Below are 16011 nucleotides of genomic sequence, written 5' to 3'. Positions count from 1 at the left end.
CTAGAACAGCGACTTGGCGGCGGCGGAGGCGACGCTCACCACCGGGCCCGCGAACAGGGCGAACAGAATGTTGAACAGGCCCGCGACCGCCAGCACCGTCTTGACTTCGACGCGCACCGGATCGACCTGCCCGGCCGGCTCGTCGAAATACATCGTCTTGACGATGCTGAGATAGTAGTAGGCGCCGACCACGCTGGAGAGCACGCCGATCACGGCGAGCGTGAACAGGTTCGCCTTGATGGCGGCGACGAAGACGTACCATTTGGCGAAGAAGCCGGCGAGCGGCGGGATGCCGGCGAGCGAGAACAGCAGCATCGCGAACATGAAGGCGAGCAGCGGATTGGTCCGAGAGAGACCTGCGAAATCGCTGATCTGCTCGACCGGCTGGCCGTTCCGCTTCATCGCCAGGATGATGGCGAAGGAGCCCAGCGTCATCGCGACATAGATCACGATGTACATCAAGACGCCCTGCGCGCCCTCGACCGTGCCTGCGGCAAGTCCGACCAGGGCAAAGCCCATATGGCCGATCGAGGAATAGGCCATCAGGCGCTTGATGTTGCTCTGGCCGATCGCGGCGAACGAGCCCAGCGCCATCGAGGCGATCGACACGAACACCAGGATCTGCTGCCACTGCGAGACGATGCCCGGAAATGCGGTCAGCGTGACGCGGGTGAAGACCGCGAGCGCGGCCACTTTCGGGGCCGAGGCGAAGAAGGCTGTCACAGGCGTCGGTGCGCCCTCGTAGACGTCGGGTGTCCACATGTGGAACGGCACCGCCGAGACCTTGAAGCAGAGGCCGGCGAGCAGGAACACCAGGCCGAACAACAGGCCGACATTCGAGATCGTCGCGGCCGCCGCGATGCCGGTGAAGGCCACCGTGCCCGTGAAGCCGTAGATCAGCGAGGAGCCGTAGAGCAGCATGCCCGAGGACAGCGCGCCGAGCACGAAGTACTTCAGGCCGGCTTCGGTCGACTTGGCGTTGTCGCGGTTCGAGGCCGCGACGACGTAGAGCGCCAGCGACATCAATTCGAGGCCGAGATAAAGCGAGATCAGATCGCCGGCCGAGATCAGCACCATCATGCCGAGAGTCGAGAGCAGCACCAGGATCGCATATTCGAAGATGCGGCGCGACGGATCCGACAGGAACTCGGTCGACAGCACCAGCGTCACCGCCGAGCCGATCAGGGCCAGGATCTTCATGAAGCGGGCAAAATCATCGACGATGAAGCTGCCGCCGAAGGTCACGTGCTTGCCCGCGGGCAGCATGTATTCGAGCACGCCGACAACGATCAGGAGCAGCACCGCAAGCGTCGTGACCGTCTTGGTGGTCTCCTGCCCGCGATAGGCGCCGAGCATCAGGAGTGCCATCGCCCCGACCGCGAGCACGAGCTCGGGCAGCACCGGCGCCAGTTGATAACCTGCAGTCTCAAAGCTCATGGCGATATCCTGACCTGCCCGCTCACTGGAGCAGTGCGGCGGCCTTCACGGCCGTCACAGCGGTGTTGTAATTGTTGACGAGTTGCTGGACCGAGGCCGCCGACATGTCGAGCACCGGCTTCGGATAGATGCCGAACAGGATCGTCAGCGCGATCAGCGGGAACAGCGTCAAGCCCTCCCGGAAGGTGAGATCCTTCATGCTCGCCAGCGACGGCTTGACCAGCGCCCCGAACACGACCTTGCGGTAGAGCCACAGCGCGTAGCAGGCCGACAGGATCACGCCGAAGGTGGCGAAGAACGCGGTCGGGATCGAGACCTTGAAGGTACCGAGCAGCGTCATGAACTCGCCGACGAAGCCGGAGGTGCCGGGCAGGCCGACATTGGCCATGGTGAAGACCATGAAGGTCAGCGCGTAGAGCGGCATCCGGTTGACGAGGCCGCCATAGGCCGCGATCTCACGGGTGTGCATGCGGTCGTAGACGATGCCGACGCAGAGGAACAGCGCGCCGGAGACGATGCCGTGCGAGATCATCTGGAACACGCCGCCGGCGACACCCTGCATGGTACCGGCGAAAATGCCCATGGTGACGAAGCCCATATGCGCCACCGAGGAGTACGCAATCAGCTTCTTCATGTCCTCCTGCATCAGCGCCACCAACGAGGTGTAGATGATGGCGATGGCCGAAAGCGTGAAGACCAGCGGCGCGAAGTCGTGCGAAGCCAGCGGGAACATCGGCAGCGAGAAGCGCAGGAAGCCGTAGCCGCCCATCTTCAGAAGGATCGCGGCCAGGACCACCGAGCCTGCGGTCGGCGCCTCGACGTGGGCGTCGGGGAGCCAGGTGTGCACCGGCCACATCGGCATCTTCACCGCGAACGAGGCGAAGAAGGCGAGCCACGCCCAGGTCTGCAGCGAGCGCGGCACGGCGGTGTGCATCAGGGTCGGGATGTCGGTGGTGCCGCCGTTCCAGTACAGCGCCATGATCGCGAGCAGCATCAGCACCGAGCCGAGCAGCGTGTAGAGGAAGAACTTGAAAGATGCATAGACCCGGCGCGGACCGCCCCAGACGCCGATGATCAGGAACATCGGGATCAGGCCGCCTTCGAAGAACAGGTAGAACAGCACGAGATCGAGCGCCGAGAAGGTGCCGATCATCAGCGTTTCCAGGATCAGGAACGCCATCATGTATTCGCGGACGCGGTTGGTAATCGCCTTCCAGCTCGCGATGATGCAAAACGGCATGATGGCGGTGGTCAGGATCACCAGCGGCAACGAGATGCCGTCCACGCCCATGTGGTAGGTGATGCCGGTGGCAAGCCAGTTCGCCTTCTCGACGAACTGGAAGTCGGCGCTCGACGCATCGAACCGCATGACCAGGATCACCGACACAGCGAAGGTGATCAGCGTGGTCCACAGCGCGATCCAGCGCGAGTTGCGCCGGGCCGCCTCGTCGTCGCCACGGCTGAGATAGACGATCAGCGCGCCGACCAGCGGCAGGAACGTCGTGACGGATAGAATTGGCCAGGTCGTCATTTACTGGCCTCCAAAGCCGAACATGAACCAGGTGATCAGGCCGGCGGCACCGATCAGCATGGCGAACGCGTAGTGGTAGAGATAGCCGGTCTGGATTTTCACGACGTTGCGGGTGACGTCCAGCACGCGGGCTGAGACGCCATCGGGGCCGAGACCGTCGATGATGAAGCCGTCACCCTTCTTCCAGAGCTGATAGCCAATCCACTTCGCCGGACGGACGAAGATGATGTCGTAGAGCTCGTCGAAGTACCATTTGTTGAGCAGGAACTTGTACAGCATTGGCTGCGTGTTCGCGAGCTCGACCGGCAGATAAGGCCGGCGGATGTAGAACAGGTATGACACCAGGAAGCCCAGCACCATCATCACCGTCGGCAGGAAGGCGATGGTCTCGGGAATGTGGTGCATCTCCTCGATGATATGCGGGTTCATCTTCACGGACTCGCGGAAGAACTCCTCGATGCCGTGACCGGCGAACAGCTCCTTGAACGGGAAGCCGGCCAGGATGGAGCCGACCGCAAGCACACCGATCGGGATCAGCATCCAGATCGGCGCTTCATGCGCGGCCTCGTAGTGGTGCTCGTCATGCGGCTCGCCGTGGAAGGTCTTGAAGATGAGGCGCCACGAGTAGAACGAGGTCAGGCCGGCCGCGACGACCGTCATCAGGAAGCCGTACATCGCGAACGGATTGTGCGAGGCGTAGGCGGACTCGATGATCGCGTCCTTGGAGAAATAGCCCGCGGTCAGCGGGAATCCCGTGAGCGCGAGCGTGCCGACCACCATCACCGCGTAGGTGTAGGGGATCTTGCGCCACAGGCCGCCCATGTTGCGGATGTCCTGCTCGTGATGCATCGCGTAGATCACCGAGCCGGAGCCCAAGAACAACAGCGCCTTGAAGAAGGCGTGCGTGAACAAATGGAACATGCCTACCGAATAGGCCCCTGCTCCCATCGCCACGAACATGTAGCCGAGCTGCGAACAGGTCGAGTAAGCGACGATGCGCTTGATGTCGTTCTGGACCAGGCCAATGGTCGCCGCGAAGAACGCCGTAGTGGCGCCGAAGAACATCACGACGGCCTGCGCGTTCGGCGCGAGTTCGAACAGCGGCGACAGGCGCGCCACCATGAAGACGCCGGCGGTGACCATGGTCGCGGCGTGGATCAGCGCCGACACCGGGGTCGGGCCTTCCATCGCGTCCGGCAGCCAGGTGTGCAGCAGGAACTGCGCCGATTTGCCCATCGCGCCCATGAACAGCAGCAGGCAGGTCAGGGTCAGCGCGTCGGCGTGCCAGCCGAGGAAGTCGATGGTCTTGCCGGTCAACCCGGGCGCAGCGTGGAAGATGGTCTCGAAATCGGTCGAGCCGGCCAGCAGGAAGATCGCGAAGATGCCGAGCGCGAAGCCGAAATCGCCGACACGGTTGACCACGAAGGCCTTGATGGCGGCGGCGTTCGCCGACGGCTTCTGGTACCAGAAACCGATCAGGAGGTAGCTTGCCAGACCCACGCCTTCCCAGCCGAAGAACAGCTGCACGAGGTTGTCGGCGGTCACCAGCATCAGCATGGCGAAGGTGAACAGCGAGAGATAGCCGAAGAAGCGCGGCCGGTTCGGATCCTCGTCCATGTAGCCGATGGAATAGAGGTGCACGAGCGAGGACACGGTGGTCACGACCACCAGCATCACGGCGGTGAGCGTGTCGACCCGCAGCGTCCAGTAGACCTGGAGATCGCCGGAGAGGATCCACGGCAGCAGCGGAATGCGCATGTCGTGGTGCATGAAGCCGACATCGACCAGCGTCATCCAGGACAGCGCCGCCGACACGAACAGCAACGCCGTGGTGATCAGCTCGGCAGCGCGCGAGCCCGCCGCGGGCGGCTCGGAGACGTGGTGGTCGTCGTGGCCATCTCCGGGTTCGTGATGAGTCTCGTGGACGACCGACGCATCCTCGTTGATCGTGTCCGACGCATGGGCGTGCGCGCCATGACCGTGATCATCGTGATGCTCGACCGTGTCGCCCGAGGGGTTGCGGGCATGCGCGCCGAACAGCGCGATCAGGCCAGCCAGAATGGCGCCCAGCAGAGGCAGGAAGACGATTGCCTGGACCATGATTTACTCTTTCCGCATGATCTGGTCGGAAAACCGGTGTCCACTTTTCCGGATCATGCGATCAGCCCTTCATCAGATTGACGTCCTCAACCGCGATCGAGCCGCGGTTGCGGAAATAGACCACCAGGATGGCGAGACCGATCGCGGCTTCAGCGGCCGCGACGGTGAGCACCAGGAGCGCGAAGACCTGCCCGACGATGTCGCCGAGGAAGGTCGAGAACGCCACGAGGTTGACGTTGACCGCGAGCAGGATCAGCTCGATCGACATCAGGATGACGATGATGTTCTTGCGGTTCAGGAAGATGCCGAGGATCCCGAGCGTGAACAGGATCGCGCCGACCGCAAGATAGTGTCCGAGCCCGATCGTCATTTCACCCACTCCGCCGCGTCAGAGTCCTGGAGCCCCTGCCCCGGCGCCACCTTGCGTATCGCCATCGCTATTTCGGGCGTGCGCGCGTTCTGAATGTTGATGTCCTGCCGCTTGACGCTCGCCTTGTGCCGCAGCGTCAGCACGATGGCGCCGATCATCGCGACCAGCAGCACCATGCCCGAGAGCTGGAAGTAGTGGATGTACTTGGTATAGAGCACCAGGCCGAGCGCCTCGGTATTGGAGACGTTGGTCGGGATCGCCGCCGTGATCGTCTTGGCGACGCCGGGGTTGATGACCCAGAAGCCGACCGTGAGCAGCAGCTCGAACAGGAAGATGCCGCCGATCACGAGGCCGACCGGCAGGTATTCGATGAAGCCCTCGCGCAGCTCGAGGAAGTCGACGTCGAGCATCATGATCACGAACAGGAACAGGACCGCGACCGCACCGACATAGACGACGATCAGGATCATCGCGAGGAATTCGGCGCCCATCAACACGAACAGACCGGAGGCGTTGACGAAGGCCAGGATCAGGTACAGCACCGAGTGCACGGGATTGCGCGAGACAATCACCATCACCGCCGAGGCGACACAGACGCCGGCGAACAGATAGAAGAACAGCGCGGGAAGGATCATGCTCTCATCTCACCGGTACGGCGCGTCGAGTTCGATCGCTTTCGCGATCTCGCGTTCCCAGCGGTCGCCATTGGCGAGCAGCTTGGCCTTGTCATAGAACAGTTCCTCGCGGGTCTCGGTCGCGAACTCGAAGTTCGGACCTTCGACGATGGCGTCGACCGGACAGGCTTCCTGGCAGAGGCCGCAATAGATGCACTTCACCATGTCGATGTCGTAGCGCACGGTGCGGCGGGTGCCGTCGTTGCGGCGCGGACCGGCCTCGATGGTGATGGCCTGGGCCGGGCAAACCGCTTCGCACAGCTTGCAGGCGATGCAGCGCTCTTCTCCGTTCGGATAGCGGCGCAGCGCATGCTCGCCGCGGAAGCGCGGGGAGATCGGGCCCTTCTCGAAGGGATAGTTCAGCGTCGGCTTCGGCTGGAAGAAATAGCGCATGGCGAGGAAGAACGCCGAGACGAATTCCGACAGCAGAAGCGAGCGTGCAGTGGCGTTGATGTTGATACCCATGACGGCCCTCACTTCGGCGCGATGTCGGCGAAGTGCAGCACACCGGCCACCACGATCACCATCGCCAGCGACAACGGCAGGAACACTTTCCAGCCGAGGCGCATCAGTTGATCGTAGCGGTAGCGCGGCACGATCGCCTTGGCCATCGCGAACAGGAAGAACATGAAGAATAGTTTCAGCGAGAACCAGATGATCCCCGGCACCCAGTTGAAGGGCGGCAGGTCCACCGGCGGCAGCCAGCCTCCGAGAAACAAGATCGTCGCCATCGCGCACATCGTGGCAATCGCGACATACTCGCCGAGCATGAACAGAAGATACGGCGTCGAGCCGTACTCGACCATGAAGCCGGCGACGAGCTCGGATTCTGCTTCGACGAGGTCGAACGGCGGGCGGTTGGTTTCAGCCAGCGCCGAGACGTAGAAGATCACGAACATCGGGAACAGCGGCCAGACGTACCAGTTCAGGATGGTGAGCTGCGGCAGCCCGATCAGGCTGGCGAGGCCGCGGACATGCTGCGCCTCGACCACGGCCGAGAGGTTCAGCGTGCCGGCGCAGAGCAGCACCGTGATGATGACGAAGCCGATCGAGACCTCGTAGGACACCATCTGCGCCGCCGAGCGCAGCGCCGCGAGGAACGGATATTTCGAGTTCGACGACCAGCCGGCCATGATGATGCCGTAGATCGACAGCGACGAGATCGCGAAGATGAAGAGAACGCCGACGTTGATGTCGGAGATCACCCAGCCGAGATTGGTAGGGATCACCGCCCAGGCCGCGAGCGCGAGCACGCACGAGACCAAGGGAGCAAGAAGAAACACGCCCTTGTTGGCGCCGGACGGGATGATCGGCTCCTTCAGCACGAACTTCAGGAGGTCGGCGAAGGATTGCAGCAGGCCCCAGGGACCAACCACGTTCGGGCCGCGGCGGATCTGCACCGCCGCCCAGATCTTGCGGTCGGCGAGCAGGATGTAGGCGATCGCCACCAGCAGAACGACCAGCACCAGGACGCTCTGCGCGATCATGATGATCAGCGGCCAGAGGAACCCGGTCCAGAATGCGCTTTCGAAGAATTCCATCGGCTCACTCCGCTGCGGTCAGCATCTGCCCGGAGGCAAGCCGCGAACATTCCGCCATCACGGCGGACGCACGCGCGATTGGGTTGGTCAAATAGAAGTCCTCGACAAGCGGCTTGAACGGGGCCTTCTCCGTCGTGCCGCCCTTCCCCGCGAGCTTCTTGATCTGGTCGGCCGAGCCGGGCTCGATCTGGTCGAGACGCATCAGATGCGGCACGGCCTTGAAGATCGCCTGGCGCAGGGCCGAAAGCGAGTCATAGCCGAGCTTCTTGCCGAGCGCCTCCGACAGCGCGCGGACAATCGCCCAGTCCTCGCGGGCCTCGCCCGGCGGGAATGCGGCGCGTCCGGTCATTTGCACGCGGCCTTCGGTGTTGACGTAGATCGCGGACTTCTCGGTATAGGCGGCTGCTGGCAGGATCACGTCGGCCCGATGGGCGCCGCGGTCGCCGTGGGTGCCGATATAGACGACGAAGGTGCCGTCCGACGGCTTGATCTCGTCGGCGCCGAGCAGGAACAGCAGATCGAGCGTCCCGAACGTCGTCATCTGCGCCGCATTCAGCCCGCCCTGACCAGCGACAAAGCCGATATCGAGAGCGCCGACGCGCGAGGCGCTCTCGTGCAGGACGCCGAAGCCGTTCCAGCCGTCCTTGAGCGCGCCGACGTCGAGTGCGAGCTTGGCCGCGGCTGCGAGAATGGCGGCGCCGTCGTGGCGCGAGGCGGCGCCAGCACCGACCAGGATGATCGGGTTCTTGGCGTTCTTCAGCACGTCCATGAAGGAGTGCTTGCCGGCCGCGAGCTCACCCAGCGTGTCGGTGCCCGCGCCGAGGTGATCATAGTCGTACGTGAGGTCGGGCTTGGCGCCGATCACGCCGACCTTGAAGCCGCCGGCGCGCCAGCGCTTGCGGATGCGGGCATTGAACACGGCCGCTTCTTTCCGCGGATTGGCGCCGATGATGAGCAGCGCATCGGCCTGCTCGACGCCGGCGAGCGTCGGATTGAAGATGTAGGAGCCGCGGCCGAGCGCGGGATCGAAGGCGTCGCCGCCCTGCACCGCCAGATTGGCCGAGCCGTATTTGGCCAGCAAGTCCTTCAGCGCGAACATCTCTTCGACGCCAGCGAGGTCGCCCGCGATCGCGCCGATGCGCTTGCCGTCGGTGCGGGCCGCTTTCGCGGCGATCGCGGCAAAGGCCTCGGGCCAGCTCGCCGCGCGCAGCTTGCCGGCTTCGCGGATATAGGGCCGGTCGAGACGCTGGGTGCGCAGGCCGTCGACGACGTGACGGGTCTTGTCGGAGATCCACTCCTCGTTCACGGCCTCGTTGATGCGCGGCAGGATACGCATCACTTCGCGGCCGCGGGTGTCGACGCGGATCGCGGATCCCACGCCGTCCATCACGTCGATCGACTGGGTCTTGCCGAGCTCCCACGGGCGCGCGGCGAAAGCATAGGGCTTCGAGGTCAGCGCGCCGACCGGGCAGATGTCGACGAGATTGCCTTGCAATTCCGAGGTCAGCGCGTGCTCGAGATAGGTCGTGATCTCCATGTCCTCGCCGCGGCCGGTCGCACCCATTTCGGGGGCGCCGGCCACTTCCGCCGAGAAGCGGACGCAGCGGGTGCACTGGATGCAGCGGTTCATCGAGGTCTTGACCAACGCGCCGAGATATTTGTCCTCGACCGCGCGCTTGTTCTCGGCGAAGCGGCTGGTGTCGACACCGTAGCCCATCGCCTGGTCCTGGAGGTCGCACTCGCCGCCCTGATCGCAGATCGGGCAATCCAGCGGATGGTTGATCAGAAGGAATTCCATCACGCCTTCGCGCGCCTTCTTCACCATCGGCGAACGGGTGGAGATCTCCGGCGGCTCGCCCTTGGGACCCGGACGGCAATCGCGCACGCCCCAGGCGCAGCTCGCGACCGGCTTCGGGCCGCCCTTCACCTCGACGAGGCACATCCGGCAATTGCCGGCGATCGACAGCCGCTCATGATAGCAGAAGCGCGGAATCTCGGCGCCGGCCGCTTCGCACGCCTGGAGCAGCGTGTATTCGGCGGGGACATCGATCTCTTTACCGTCGATGATGAGCTTGGTCATTCTCTCTACTCCGCCGCGACCATGTTCACGGGATCGCGGACGCCGATATCGTCGATGTCGGACTTGTGCGAATATTGGTCGATGCGCGCTTCGATCTCATGACGGAAATGCGCGATCAGGCCCTGGATCGGCCACGCCGCCGCGTCGCCGAGCGCGCAGATGGTGTGACCTTCGACCTGCTTGGTGACTTCCAGCAGCATGTCGATCTCGCGCTTGTGGGCGCGGCCTTCGGCCATGCGGGTCAAGACGCGCCACATCCAGCCGGTGCCTTCGCGGCACGGCGTGCACTGGCCGCAGCTCTCATGCTTGTAGAAATAGGAGATGCGGGCGATGGCGCGGATCAAATCGGTCGACTTGTCCATCACGATCACGGCCGCGGTGCCGAGACCCGAGCGCAGCTTGCTCAAGCTGTCGAAATCCATCGGCGTGTCGATGATCTGCTCGGCCGGCACCATGCGCACGGAGGAGCCGCCGGGGATCACGGCCTTGAGGTTGTCCCAGCCACCGCGGATGCCGCCGCAATGCTTCTCGATCAGCTCACGGAACGGAATGCCCATGGCCTCTTCGACGTTGCAGGGCCGCTCGACATGGCCGGAGATGCAGAACAGCTTGGTGCCGACATTGTTCGGACGACCGATGCCGGCGAACCATGCCGCGCCACGGCGCAGGATGTCCGGCGCAACCGCGATCGACTCGACATTGTTGACGGTGGTCGGGCAGCCGTACAGGCCGACATTGGCCGGGAACGGCGGCTTCAGGCGCGGCTGGCCCTTCTTGCCTTCGAGGCTCTCGAGCAGCGCGGTTTCCTCGCCGCAGATATAGGCGCCGGCGCCGTGGGCGACGTAGATGTCGAACGGCCAGCCGTTGACGTTGTCCTTGCCGACCAGCTTGGCCTCATAGGCCTGGTCGATCGCCGCCTGGAGATGCTCGCGCTCGCGGATGAACTCGCCGCGGACATAGATGTAGCAGGCATGCGCGTTCATCGCGCAGCTCGCGATCAGGCAGCCCTCGATCAGGAGATGCGGATCGTGCCGCATGATCTCGCGATCCTTGCAAGTCCCGGGCTCGGATTCGTCGGCGTTGACGACGAGATAGCTCGGCCTTCCGTCGGTCGATTCCTTCGGCATGAACGACCATTTCAGGCCGGTCGGGAAGCCGGCGCCACCGCGGCCGCGCAGCCCCGACGCCTTCATCTCGTTGATGATCCAGTCACGGCCCTTGTCGATGATGTTCTTCGTACCATCCCAGGCGCCGCGGCGCCGCGCGCCCTCGAGCCCCCAATCGTGGAGGCCGTAGAGGTTCTTGAAGATGCGGTCCTTGTCCTCGAGCATGTCAGTGCTTTCCGATCAACGGTTGGCTTGCTTGTAGGCAAGCCCGGCGGCGCAGACGGCGAAGGTCAGCGCCCAGAGCAGACTGGATTCCAGCGACGCGTTCAGGGCGAAGCGCTGAAGCAGGAAAATGAATGTGGCCGCCACGGCGGAATGCATTGCGACGAAGCCCCACTTCTTCACAACACTGCTCCCTTCAACTGGCGGTGAGAGATCACGCATCAGGTGATTTCCTTCAGCGTTGTCGGCCCACCGGTCGGCGCCGAGAACTGGCGGCCGTTCTGCGGACCGGGCTTGGGCGGGTTGCCCGAGGCAAAGCCATCGAGCACCTTGCCGAAGCTTTCCTTGGTCAGATCCTCATAGGTATCCTTGCCGATCAGCACCATCGGCGCATTCACGCAGGCACCGAGGCACTCCACCTCCTCCCAGCTGAAATTGCCGTCCTTGGAGAGATGGAAGGGCTCGTGATGAATGCGGTGCTCGCAGACGTGGATCAGATCCTCGGCGCCGCGCAGGCGGCACGGCGTGGTGCCGCAGACCTGGACGTGGGCCTTCTTGCCGACCGGGGCGAGCTGGAACATCGTGTAGAAGGTGGCGACCTCGAGCACGCGGATATAGGGCATGTCGAGCATGTCGGCGATGACGCGGATCGCGGCTTCCGAGACCCAGCCGTCGTGCTGCTCCTGCGCCCGCCAGAGGATGGCGATGACGGCCGAAGCCTGGCGTCCGGCCGGATATTTCGCGATCTGCTGCTTGGCGAACGCGAGGTTCTCCTCCGTGAACGCAAAGCTCGCGGGCTGGACTTCCTTCGGTGCTAATCGGCGAACGGACATCTCTTCAATCTCTCACTGCACGCGGCGCGCTGTTTTCGCATTCAGGGCATTGATCCTGTCCTGCCAGAATGCGCTTGCGGTGCCGAAAACATTGTAGCCGACGTGGGTGGAGACCTTGATGCGGTCGAGGATCGACAGCTCGGTCACCGTTTCCATACGTCGGGTGCTGGGATCGTAGACGATCAGCTTCAGCGGGGTGTGTTCGAGGATGTAGCGCGAGACCGCGTGCGAACGGTCGCTGCCGTGCTCCTCGCACATGATGACGCTGTCGGCCTGGAGCAGCCGGGCGCCGCCCTTGATCGCCTCGATCTCGACGCCCTCGACGTCGAGCTTGATCAGGTACTTGCCGGTGCCTGCGACCTTGCCGTCGTCGATCAGATTATCCAGCGCAATGACCGGCACATCCTCGCCGCCCGCCGACGCATCGCCGGCGATGCTAAAGGCCTCGTGCTTGGTGCCTGACAGACGCGCGGTGCCACGGGCCGCGCCGATCGCGCATTTCATGGTCTCGAAGCGGCTGGCGTTAATGCGGGCGTTGTTGTCAAGCTTCGGATAGTTCTGCCCCGACGGCTCGATCGCGATCGCCTTGTGCGAGCCGAACGGCTTGCTCGACACCAGCACCGACCAATAGCCGTAATTCGCGCCGCAATCGAGCAGCGTGTAGTCGACGTCGATGGAATCGGCGAACAACAGCTCCAGCTCGTCCTCGTAATTGTAGGAGCGGTTGAGCAGCTTGCTCCAATAGCCATCGCCGTAGGGAAATTCGAACACGGCGTCGGGATTGAGCTTGATCGCGATATTGCGCTCGGGCAGCGTCTTGCGCAGCAGATTGGCGCAGGCGATGTAGCCCATATGCGAGAAGTGCGACGAGATCTTCGATCCCGTCACCAGCGCCAAGGCAGCCGTCCGCTCCCACAGGTTGGCCCCTTCAAGGGCCCCCGAGGCGCGGTCAAACTGGATCGGCGCCTGCGCCATCACCGATCGACCTCTCCGAACACGATGTCGAGCGAGCCGAGGATCGCCGAGACGTCGGCGAGCAGATGACCGCGGCAGATGTGGTCCATCGCCTGCAGATGCGCAAAGCCGGGCGCGCGGATCTTGCACTTGTAGGGCTTGTTGGTGCCGTCCGAGATCAGAAAGACGCCGAACTCGCCCTTCGGCGCCTCGACCGCCGCATAGACCTCGCCGGCGGGCACGTGGACGCCTTCGGTGTAGAGCTTGAAGTGGTGGATCAGCGCTTCCATCGAGCGCTTCATCTCGCCACGGCGCGGCGGCGCGACCTTGTTGTCCTCGACGACGACGGGACCCTTCCCGTCGGCCGCGTTCAGCTTCTGGATGCACTGCTTCATGATGCGCACGGACTGGCGCATCTCTTCCATGCGGATCAGATAGCGGTCATAGCAGTCGCCGTTCTTGCCGATCGGGATATCGAAATCCATCTCGGCGTAGCATTCATAGGGCTGCGACTTGCGCAGATCCCAGGCCGCGCCCGAACCGCGCACCATCACGCCGGAGAAGCCCCACTCCCAGGCTTCCTTCAGCGACACGACGCCGATGTCGACGTTGCGCTGCTTGAAGATGCGGTTGGCGGTGAGCAGCCGGTCGAGATCCTCGACCACTTTCAGGAACGGATCGCACCAGGCGTCGATGTCGTCGACCAGCTTCTGCGGCAGGTCCTGATGCACGCCGCCGACGCGGAAATAGGCTGCGTGCATGCGACTGCCGGAGGCGCGCTCGTAGAACACCATCAGCTTTTCGCGCTCTTCAAAGCCCCACAGCGGCGGGGTCAGCGCGCCGACGTCCATCGCCTGCGTGGTGACGTTGAGCAAATGCGACAGGATGCGGCCGATCTCGCAATAGAGCACGCGGATCAGCTGCGCGCGGCGCGGCACCTCGATGCCGAGCAGCTTTTCTGCAGCCATGCAGAAGGCGTGCTCCTGGTTCATCGGCGCGACGTAGTCCAGGCGGTCGAAATAAGGGATCGCCTGCAGATAGGTCTTCTGCTCGATCAGCTTTTCGGTGCCGCGGTGAAGCAGGCCGATATGCGGGTCGACGCGGGCGACGACTTCGCCGTCAAGCTCCAGCACCAGGCGCAGCACGCCGTGCGCCGCCGGATGCTGCGGACCGAAGTTGATGGTGAAGTTGCGAAGGACTTCGGGTTGCTCGTTCATGATCAGACCTTCGGCCCTGCTTTTTCATCCCCTGGAAGGACCGGATAGTCGGCGCCCTCCCACGGGGACAAAAAGTCGAACTTGCGGAATTCCTGGTTGAGCCTGACCGGCTCGTACACCACCCGCTTCTCCTGGTCGTCGTAGCGGACCTCGAGGAAGCCGGTGGTCGGGAAATCCTTGCGCAGCGGATGACCCTCGAAGCCGTAATCGGTCAGGAGGCGGCGCATGTCGGGATGGCCGACGAAGATCACGCCATAGAGGTCGTAGGCCTCGCGCTCGAACCAGTCGGCCCCGGGAAACACCTCGATCAGCGACGGCACCTGCGTGGTCTCGTCCGCCTGGGCCTTGAGCCGGATCCGCGCGTTCAGGGTCGGTGACAGGAAGTGATAGATCACGTCGAAGCGTTTTTCGCGCGACGGATAATCCGCGGCCGTGATGTCGGTGAAGTTGATGAAGCGGCAGTTCGGGTCATCGCGCAGGTACTTGACCACCTCGACGATTTTGCTGACCTCGACATCCACCGTGAGTTGGTTGAAGGCCACCGAATGACCGATGGCGGCGCCCGGAAGCGCGCTAACGATCGTCTGCCCCAGGGCGTCGAGCTTGGCGTCGTCCATGACGTAAAACCTTAGCGTTCGATTGTGCCGGTGCGGCGGATCTTCTTCTGCAGCAGCAGCACGCCGTAGAGCAGCGCTTCCGCCGTGGGCGGGCAGCCCGGCACATAGATGTCGATCGGCACGATGCGGTCACAACCGCGCACGACCGAGTAGGAATAGTGATAATAGCCGCCGCCGTTGGCGCAGGAGCCCATCGAGATGACGTAGCGCGGCTCGGGCATCTGGTCGTAGACCTTGCGCAACGCAGGCGCCATCTTGTTGGTCAGGGTCCCCGCGACGATCATCACGTCCGACTGACGCGGTGAAGCGCGCGGCGCGAAGCCGAAGCGCTCGACGTCGTAGCGCGGCATCGAGACCTGCATCATCTCGACTGCGCAGCAGGCGAGACCGAAGGTCATCCACATCAGCGAGCCGGTGCGCGCCCAGGTGATGAGGTCGTCGGTCGCGGCCACGAAGAAGCCCTTGTCGGACAGTTCCGAATTGACCTCGAGGAAGAACGGATCATTGGCCCCGACCGGCTTGCCGGTCGACGGGTCCAGGATGCCCTTGGGGGCCGGCGCGAGAACCGGACCGGCGGACGACGTAGGGGTCAATCCCATTCCAGTGCGCCTTTCTTCCATTCATAGGCGAACCCGACCGTCAGCACGGCGAGGAACACCACCATGGACCAGAAGCCGGTCGCGCCAAGCTTGCCGAACGCCACCGCCCAGGGAAACAGGAACGCCACCTCGAGGTCGAAGATGATGAAGAGGATGGCGACGAGATAGAAGCGGACGTCGAACTTCATGCGGGCGTCGTCGAAGGCGTTGAAACCGCACTCATACGCCGACAGCTTTTCCGGGTCCGGCTGCTGGAACGCCACGATGAACGGCGCGATCAGCAGCACCAGGCCAATGAGGCCCGCTACCCCTATGAAGACGACGAGTGGAAGATAGTTCTGCAGAATGCCGCTCATTGACGAGCCCTTTTTCCCGCAGCCTCGGGACAGCCACGGATTCGTCCAGTTTGGAATTGTTCTGAGCCTTAGCGCAGTGCACCAATGGGCGCAAGACACGCTCTTTTTAGGCCCTTTGTCGCCCTCAGAACGGTGGAAATCCCGGAATCACCCCGCGGCTGGTATGGAGCAGATCGACAGCCAGCAAGGGCGCCCCGATCAGTCCACACGCGCTGCGCCGTGACGTCCGTGGTTGGGAAGGCTCACTTTATCTAGGCCGCGACGCTGCAAAGTCCAGATTATAACGAGGCAAGCGCGCCCATTATCGGGCGAGCGACCCGGGAGCCATGCATCACGATCGGACCTGGGCTCGTCTGGCGAATGTGTCGGGCAGG

Annotated in this window: 16 protein-coding genes; all 16 read right to left on the bottom strand. The window is 63.6% G+C overall.

Going from position 1 to position 16011, the window contains the following annotated elements:
• The gene (nuoN, locus tag IVB54_RS18470) at positions 1-1437 is read right to left on the bottom strand and encodes an NADH-quinone oxidoreductase subunit NuoN (protein ID WP_018455081.1); all 1437 of its coding nucleotides are present in this window, start codon (positions 1435-1437) and stop codon (positions 1-3) included.
• A 22-nt stretch (positions 1438-1459) separates the two neighbouring features.
• Complete coding sequence (locus tag IVB54_RS18465; protein WP_018455082.1) at positions 1460-2968, bottom strand: NADH-quinone oxidoreductase subunit M; 1509 nt, start codon at positions 2966-2968, stop codon at positions 1460-1462.
• Complete coding sequence (nuoL, locus tag IVB54_RS18460; protein ID WP_247298475.1) at positions 2969-5068, bottom strand: NADH-quinone oxidoreductase subunit L; 2100 nt, start codon at positions 5066-5068, stop codon at positions 2969-2971.
• A 61-nt stretch (positions 5069-5129) separates the two neighbouring features.
• A complete protein-coding gene (gene nuoK, locus IVB54_RS18455) occupies positions 5130-5438 on the bottom strand; it encodes an NADH-quinone oxidoreductase subunit NuoK (RefSeq protein WP_007603558.1) in 309 nt (102 codons plus the stop codon).
• Positions 5435-6073, bottom strand: coding sequence for an NADH-quinone oxidoreductase subunit J (locus IVB54_RS18450; RefSeq protein ID WP_018455084.1), 639 nt, complete (start codon positions 6071-6073; stop codon positions 5435-5437). The genes nuoK and IVB54_RS18450 overlap by 4 nt, the downstream gene beginning before the upstream one ends.
• A 9-nt stretch (positions 6074-6082) precedes the next feature.
• Complete coding sequence (gene nuoI, locus IVB54_RS18445; RefSeq protein WP_026232873.1) at positions 6083-6571, bottom strand: NADH-quinone oxidoreductase subunit NuoI; 489 nt, start codon at positions 6569-6571, stop codon at positions 6083-6085.
• A 14-nt stretch (positions 6572-6585) separates the two neighbouring features.
• A complete protein-coding gene (nuoH, locus tag IVB54_RS18440; RefSeq protein ID WP_018455085.1) occupies positions 6586-7653 on the bottom strand; it encodes an NADH-quinone oxidoreductase subunit NuoH in 1068 nt (355 codons plus the stop codon).
• A 4-nt stretch (positions 7654-7657) separates the two neighbouring features.
• On the bottom strand, positions 7658-9733 hold the full coding sequence (gene nuoG / locus IVB54_RS18435; protein WP_247362609.1) for an NADH-quinone oxidoreductase subunit NuoG: 2076 nt from the start codon (positions 9731-9733) through the stop codon (positions 7658-7660).
• A 5-nt stretch (positions 9734-9738) separates the two neighbouring features.
• Positions 9739-11064 (bottom strand): NADH-quinone oxidoreductase subunit NuoF, encoded by a 1326-nt coding sequence (gene nuoF, locus IVB54_RS18430; RefSeq protein ID WP_018455087.1) that lies wholly within the window; start codon positions 11062-11064, stop codon positions 9739-9741.
• Between the two features lie 15 nt (positions 11065-11079).
• Positions 11080-11283: a hypothetical protein gene (locus tag IVB54_RS18425; RefSeq protein WP_026232874.1), complete on the bottom strand. Its 204-nt coding sequence runs from the start codon at positions 11281-11283 to the stop codon at positions 11080-11082.
• Positions 11283-11894: an NADH-quinone oxidoreductase subunit NuoE gene (gene nuoE, locus IVB54_RS18420; RefSeq protein WP_018455089.1), complete on the bottom strand. Its 612-nt coding sequence runs from the start codon at positions 11892-11894 to the stop codon at positions 11283-11285. Before nuoE ends, IVB54_RS18425 begins: the two co-directional genes overlap by 1 nt.
• Positions 11895-11906: 12 nt before the next feature.
• Positions 11907-12869, bottom strand: coding sequence for an FkbM family methyltransferase (locus IVB54_RS18415; protein ID WP_018455090.1), 963 nt, complete (start codon positions 12867-12869; stop codon positions 11907-11909).
• Positions 12869-14065: an NADH-quinone oxidoreductase subunit D gene (locus IVB54_RS18410; protein ID WP_018455091.1), complete on the bottom strand. Its 1197-nt coding sequence runs from the start codon at positions 14063-14065 to the stop codon at positions 12869-12871. Before IVB54_RS18410 ends, IVB54_RS18415 begins: the two co-directional genes overlap by 1 nt.
• 2 nt (positions 14066-14067) lie before the next feature.
• Entirely contained in the window at positions 14068-14682 is a 615-nt protein-coding gene (locus tag IVB54_RS18405; RefSeq protein ID WP_018455092.1) for an NADH-quinone oxidoreductase subunit C, read from the bottom strand.
• A gap of 11 nt (positions 14683-14693) precedes the next feature.
• Positions 14694-15275: an NADH-quinone oxidoreductase subunit B gene (locus IVB54_RS18400; RefSeq protein ID WP_026232875.1), complete on the bottom strand. Its 582-nt coding sequence runs from the start codon at positions 15273-15275 to the stop codon at positions 14694-14696.
• The gene (locus IVB54_RS18395) at positions 15272-15637 is read right to left on the bottom strand and encodes an NADH-quinone oxidoreductase subunit A (protein WP_008136158.1); all 366 of its coding nucleotides are present in this window, start codon (positions 15635-15637) and stop codon (positions 15272-15274) included. The genes IVB54_RS18400 and IVB54_RS18395 overlap by 4 nt, the downstream gene beginning before the upstream one ends.
• Positions 15638-16011: the final 374 nt, after the last annotated feature.

It is taken from the genome of Bradyrhizobium sp. CW1 (genome assembly GCF_023100665.1).
In the GTDB taxonomy this organism is placed as follows: Bacteria; Pseudomonadota; Alphaproteobacteria; order Rhizobiales; family Xanthobacteraceae; genus Bradyrhizobium; species Bradyrhizobium canariense_D.
Note: the sequence above shows the minus strand (reverse complement) of the source record. Positions and strands in the feature narration are given on the sequence as shown.

What these genes read in the sequence shown, in the direction of transcription:
- IVB54_RS18450 (WP_018455084.1), bottom strand. Translation starts at nt 6,073, where the DNA reads ATGATCCTTCCCGCGCTGTTCTTCTATCTGTTCGCCGGCGTCTGTGTC.
- nuoL (WP_247298475.1), bottom strand. Translation starts at nt 5,068, where the DNA reads ATGGTCCAGGCAATCGTCTTCCTGCCTCTGCTGGGCGCCATTCTGGCT.
- IVB54_RS18415 (WP_018455090.1), bottom strand. Translation starts at nt 12,869, where the DNA reads ATGGCGCAGGCGCCGATCCAGTTTGACCGCGCCTCGGGGGCCCTTGAA.
- nuoN (WP_018455081.1), bottom strand. Translation starts at nt 1,437, where the DNA reads ATGAGCTTTGAGACTGCAGGTTATCAACTGGCGCCGGTGCTGCCCGAG.
- nuoH (WP_018455085.1), bottom strand. Translation starts at nt 7,653, where the DNA reads ATGGAATTCTTCGAAAGCGCATTCTGGACCGGGTTCCTCTGGCCGCTG.
- nuoG (WP_247362609.1), bottom strand. Translation starts at nt 9,733, where the DNA reads ATGACCAAGCTCATCATCGACGGTAAAGAGATCGATGTCCCCGCCGAA.
- IVB54_RS18395 (WP_008136158.1), bottom strand. Translation starts at nt 15,637, where the DNA reads ATGAGCGGCATTCTGCAGAACTATCTTCCACTCGTCGTCTTCATAGGG.
- IVB54_RS18425 (WP_026232874.1), bottom strand. Translation starts at nt 11,283, where the DNA reads ATGCGTGATCTCTCACCGCCAGTTGAAGGGAGCAGTGTTGTGAAGAAG.
- nuoF (WP_018455087.1), bottom strand. Translation starts at nt 11,064, where the DNA reads ATGCTCGAGGACAAGGACCGCATCTTCAAGAACCTCTACGGCCTCCAC.
- IVB54_RS18405 (WP_018455092.1), bottom strand. Translation starts at nt 14,682, where the DNA reads ATGGACGACGCCAAGCTCGACGCCCTGGGGCAGACGATCGTTAGCGCG.
- nuoE (WP_018455089.1), bottom strand. Translation starts at nt 11,894, where the DNA reads ATGTCCGTTCGCCGATTAGCACCGAAGGAAGTCCAGCCCGCGAGCTTT.
- IVB54_RS18410 (WP_018455091.1), bottom strand. Translation starts at nt 14,065, where the DNA reads ATGAACGAGCAACCCGAAGTCCTTCGCAACTTCACCATCAACTTCGGT.
- nuoK (WP_007603558.1), bottom strand. Translation starts at nt 5,438, where the DNA reads ATGACGATCGGGCTCGGACACTATCTTGCGGTCGGCGCGATCCTGTTC.
- IVB54_RS18465 (WP_018455082.1), bottom strand. Translation starts at nt 2,968, where the DNA reads ATGACGACCTGGCCAATTCTATCCGTCACGACGTTCCTGCCGCTGGTC.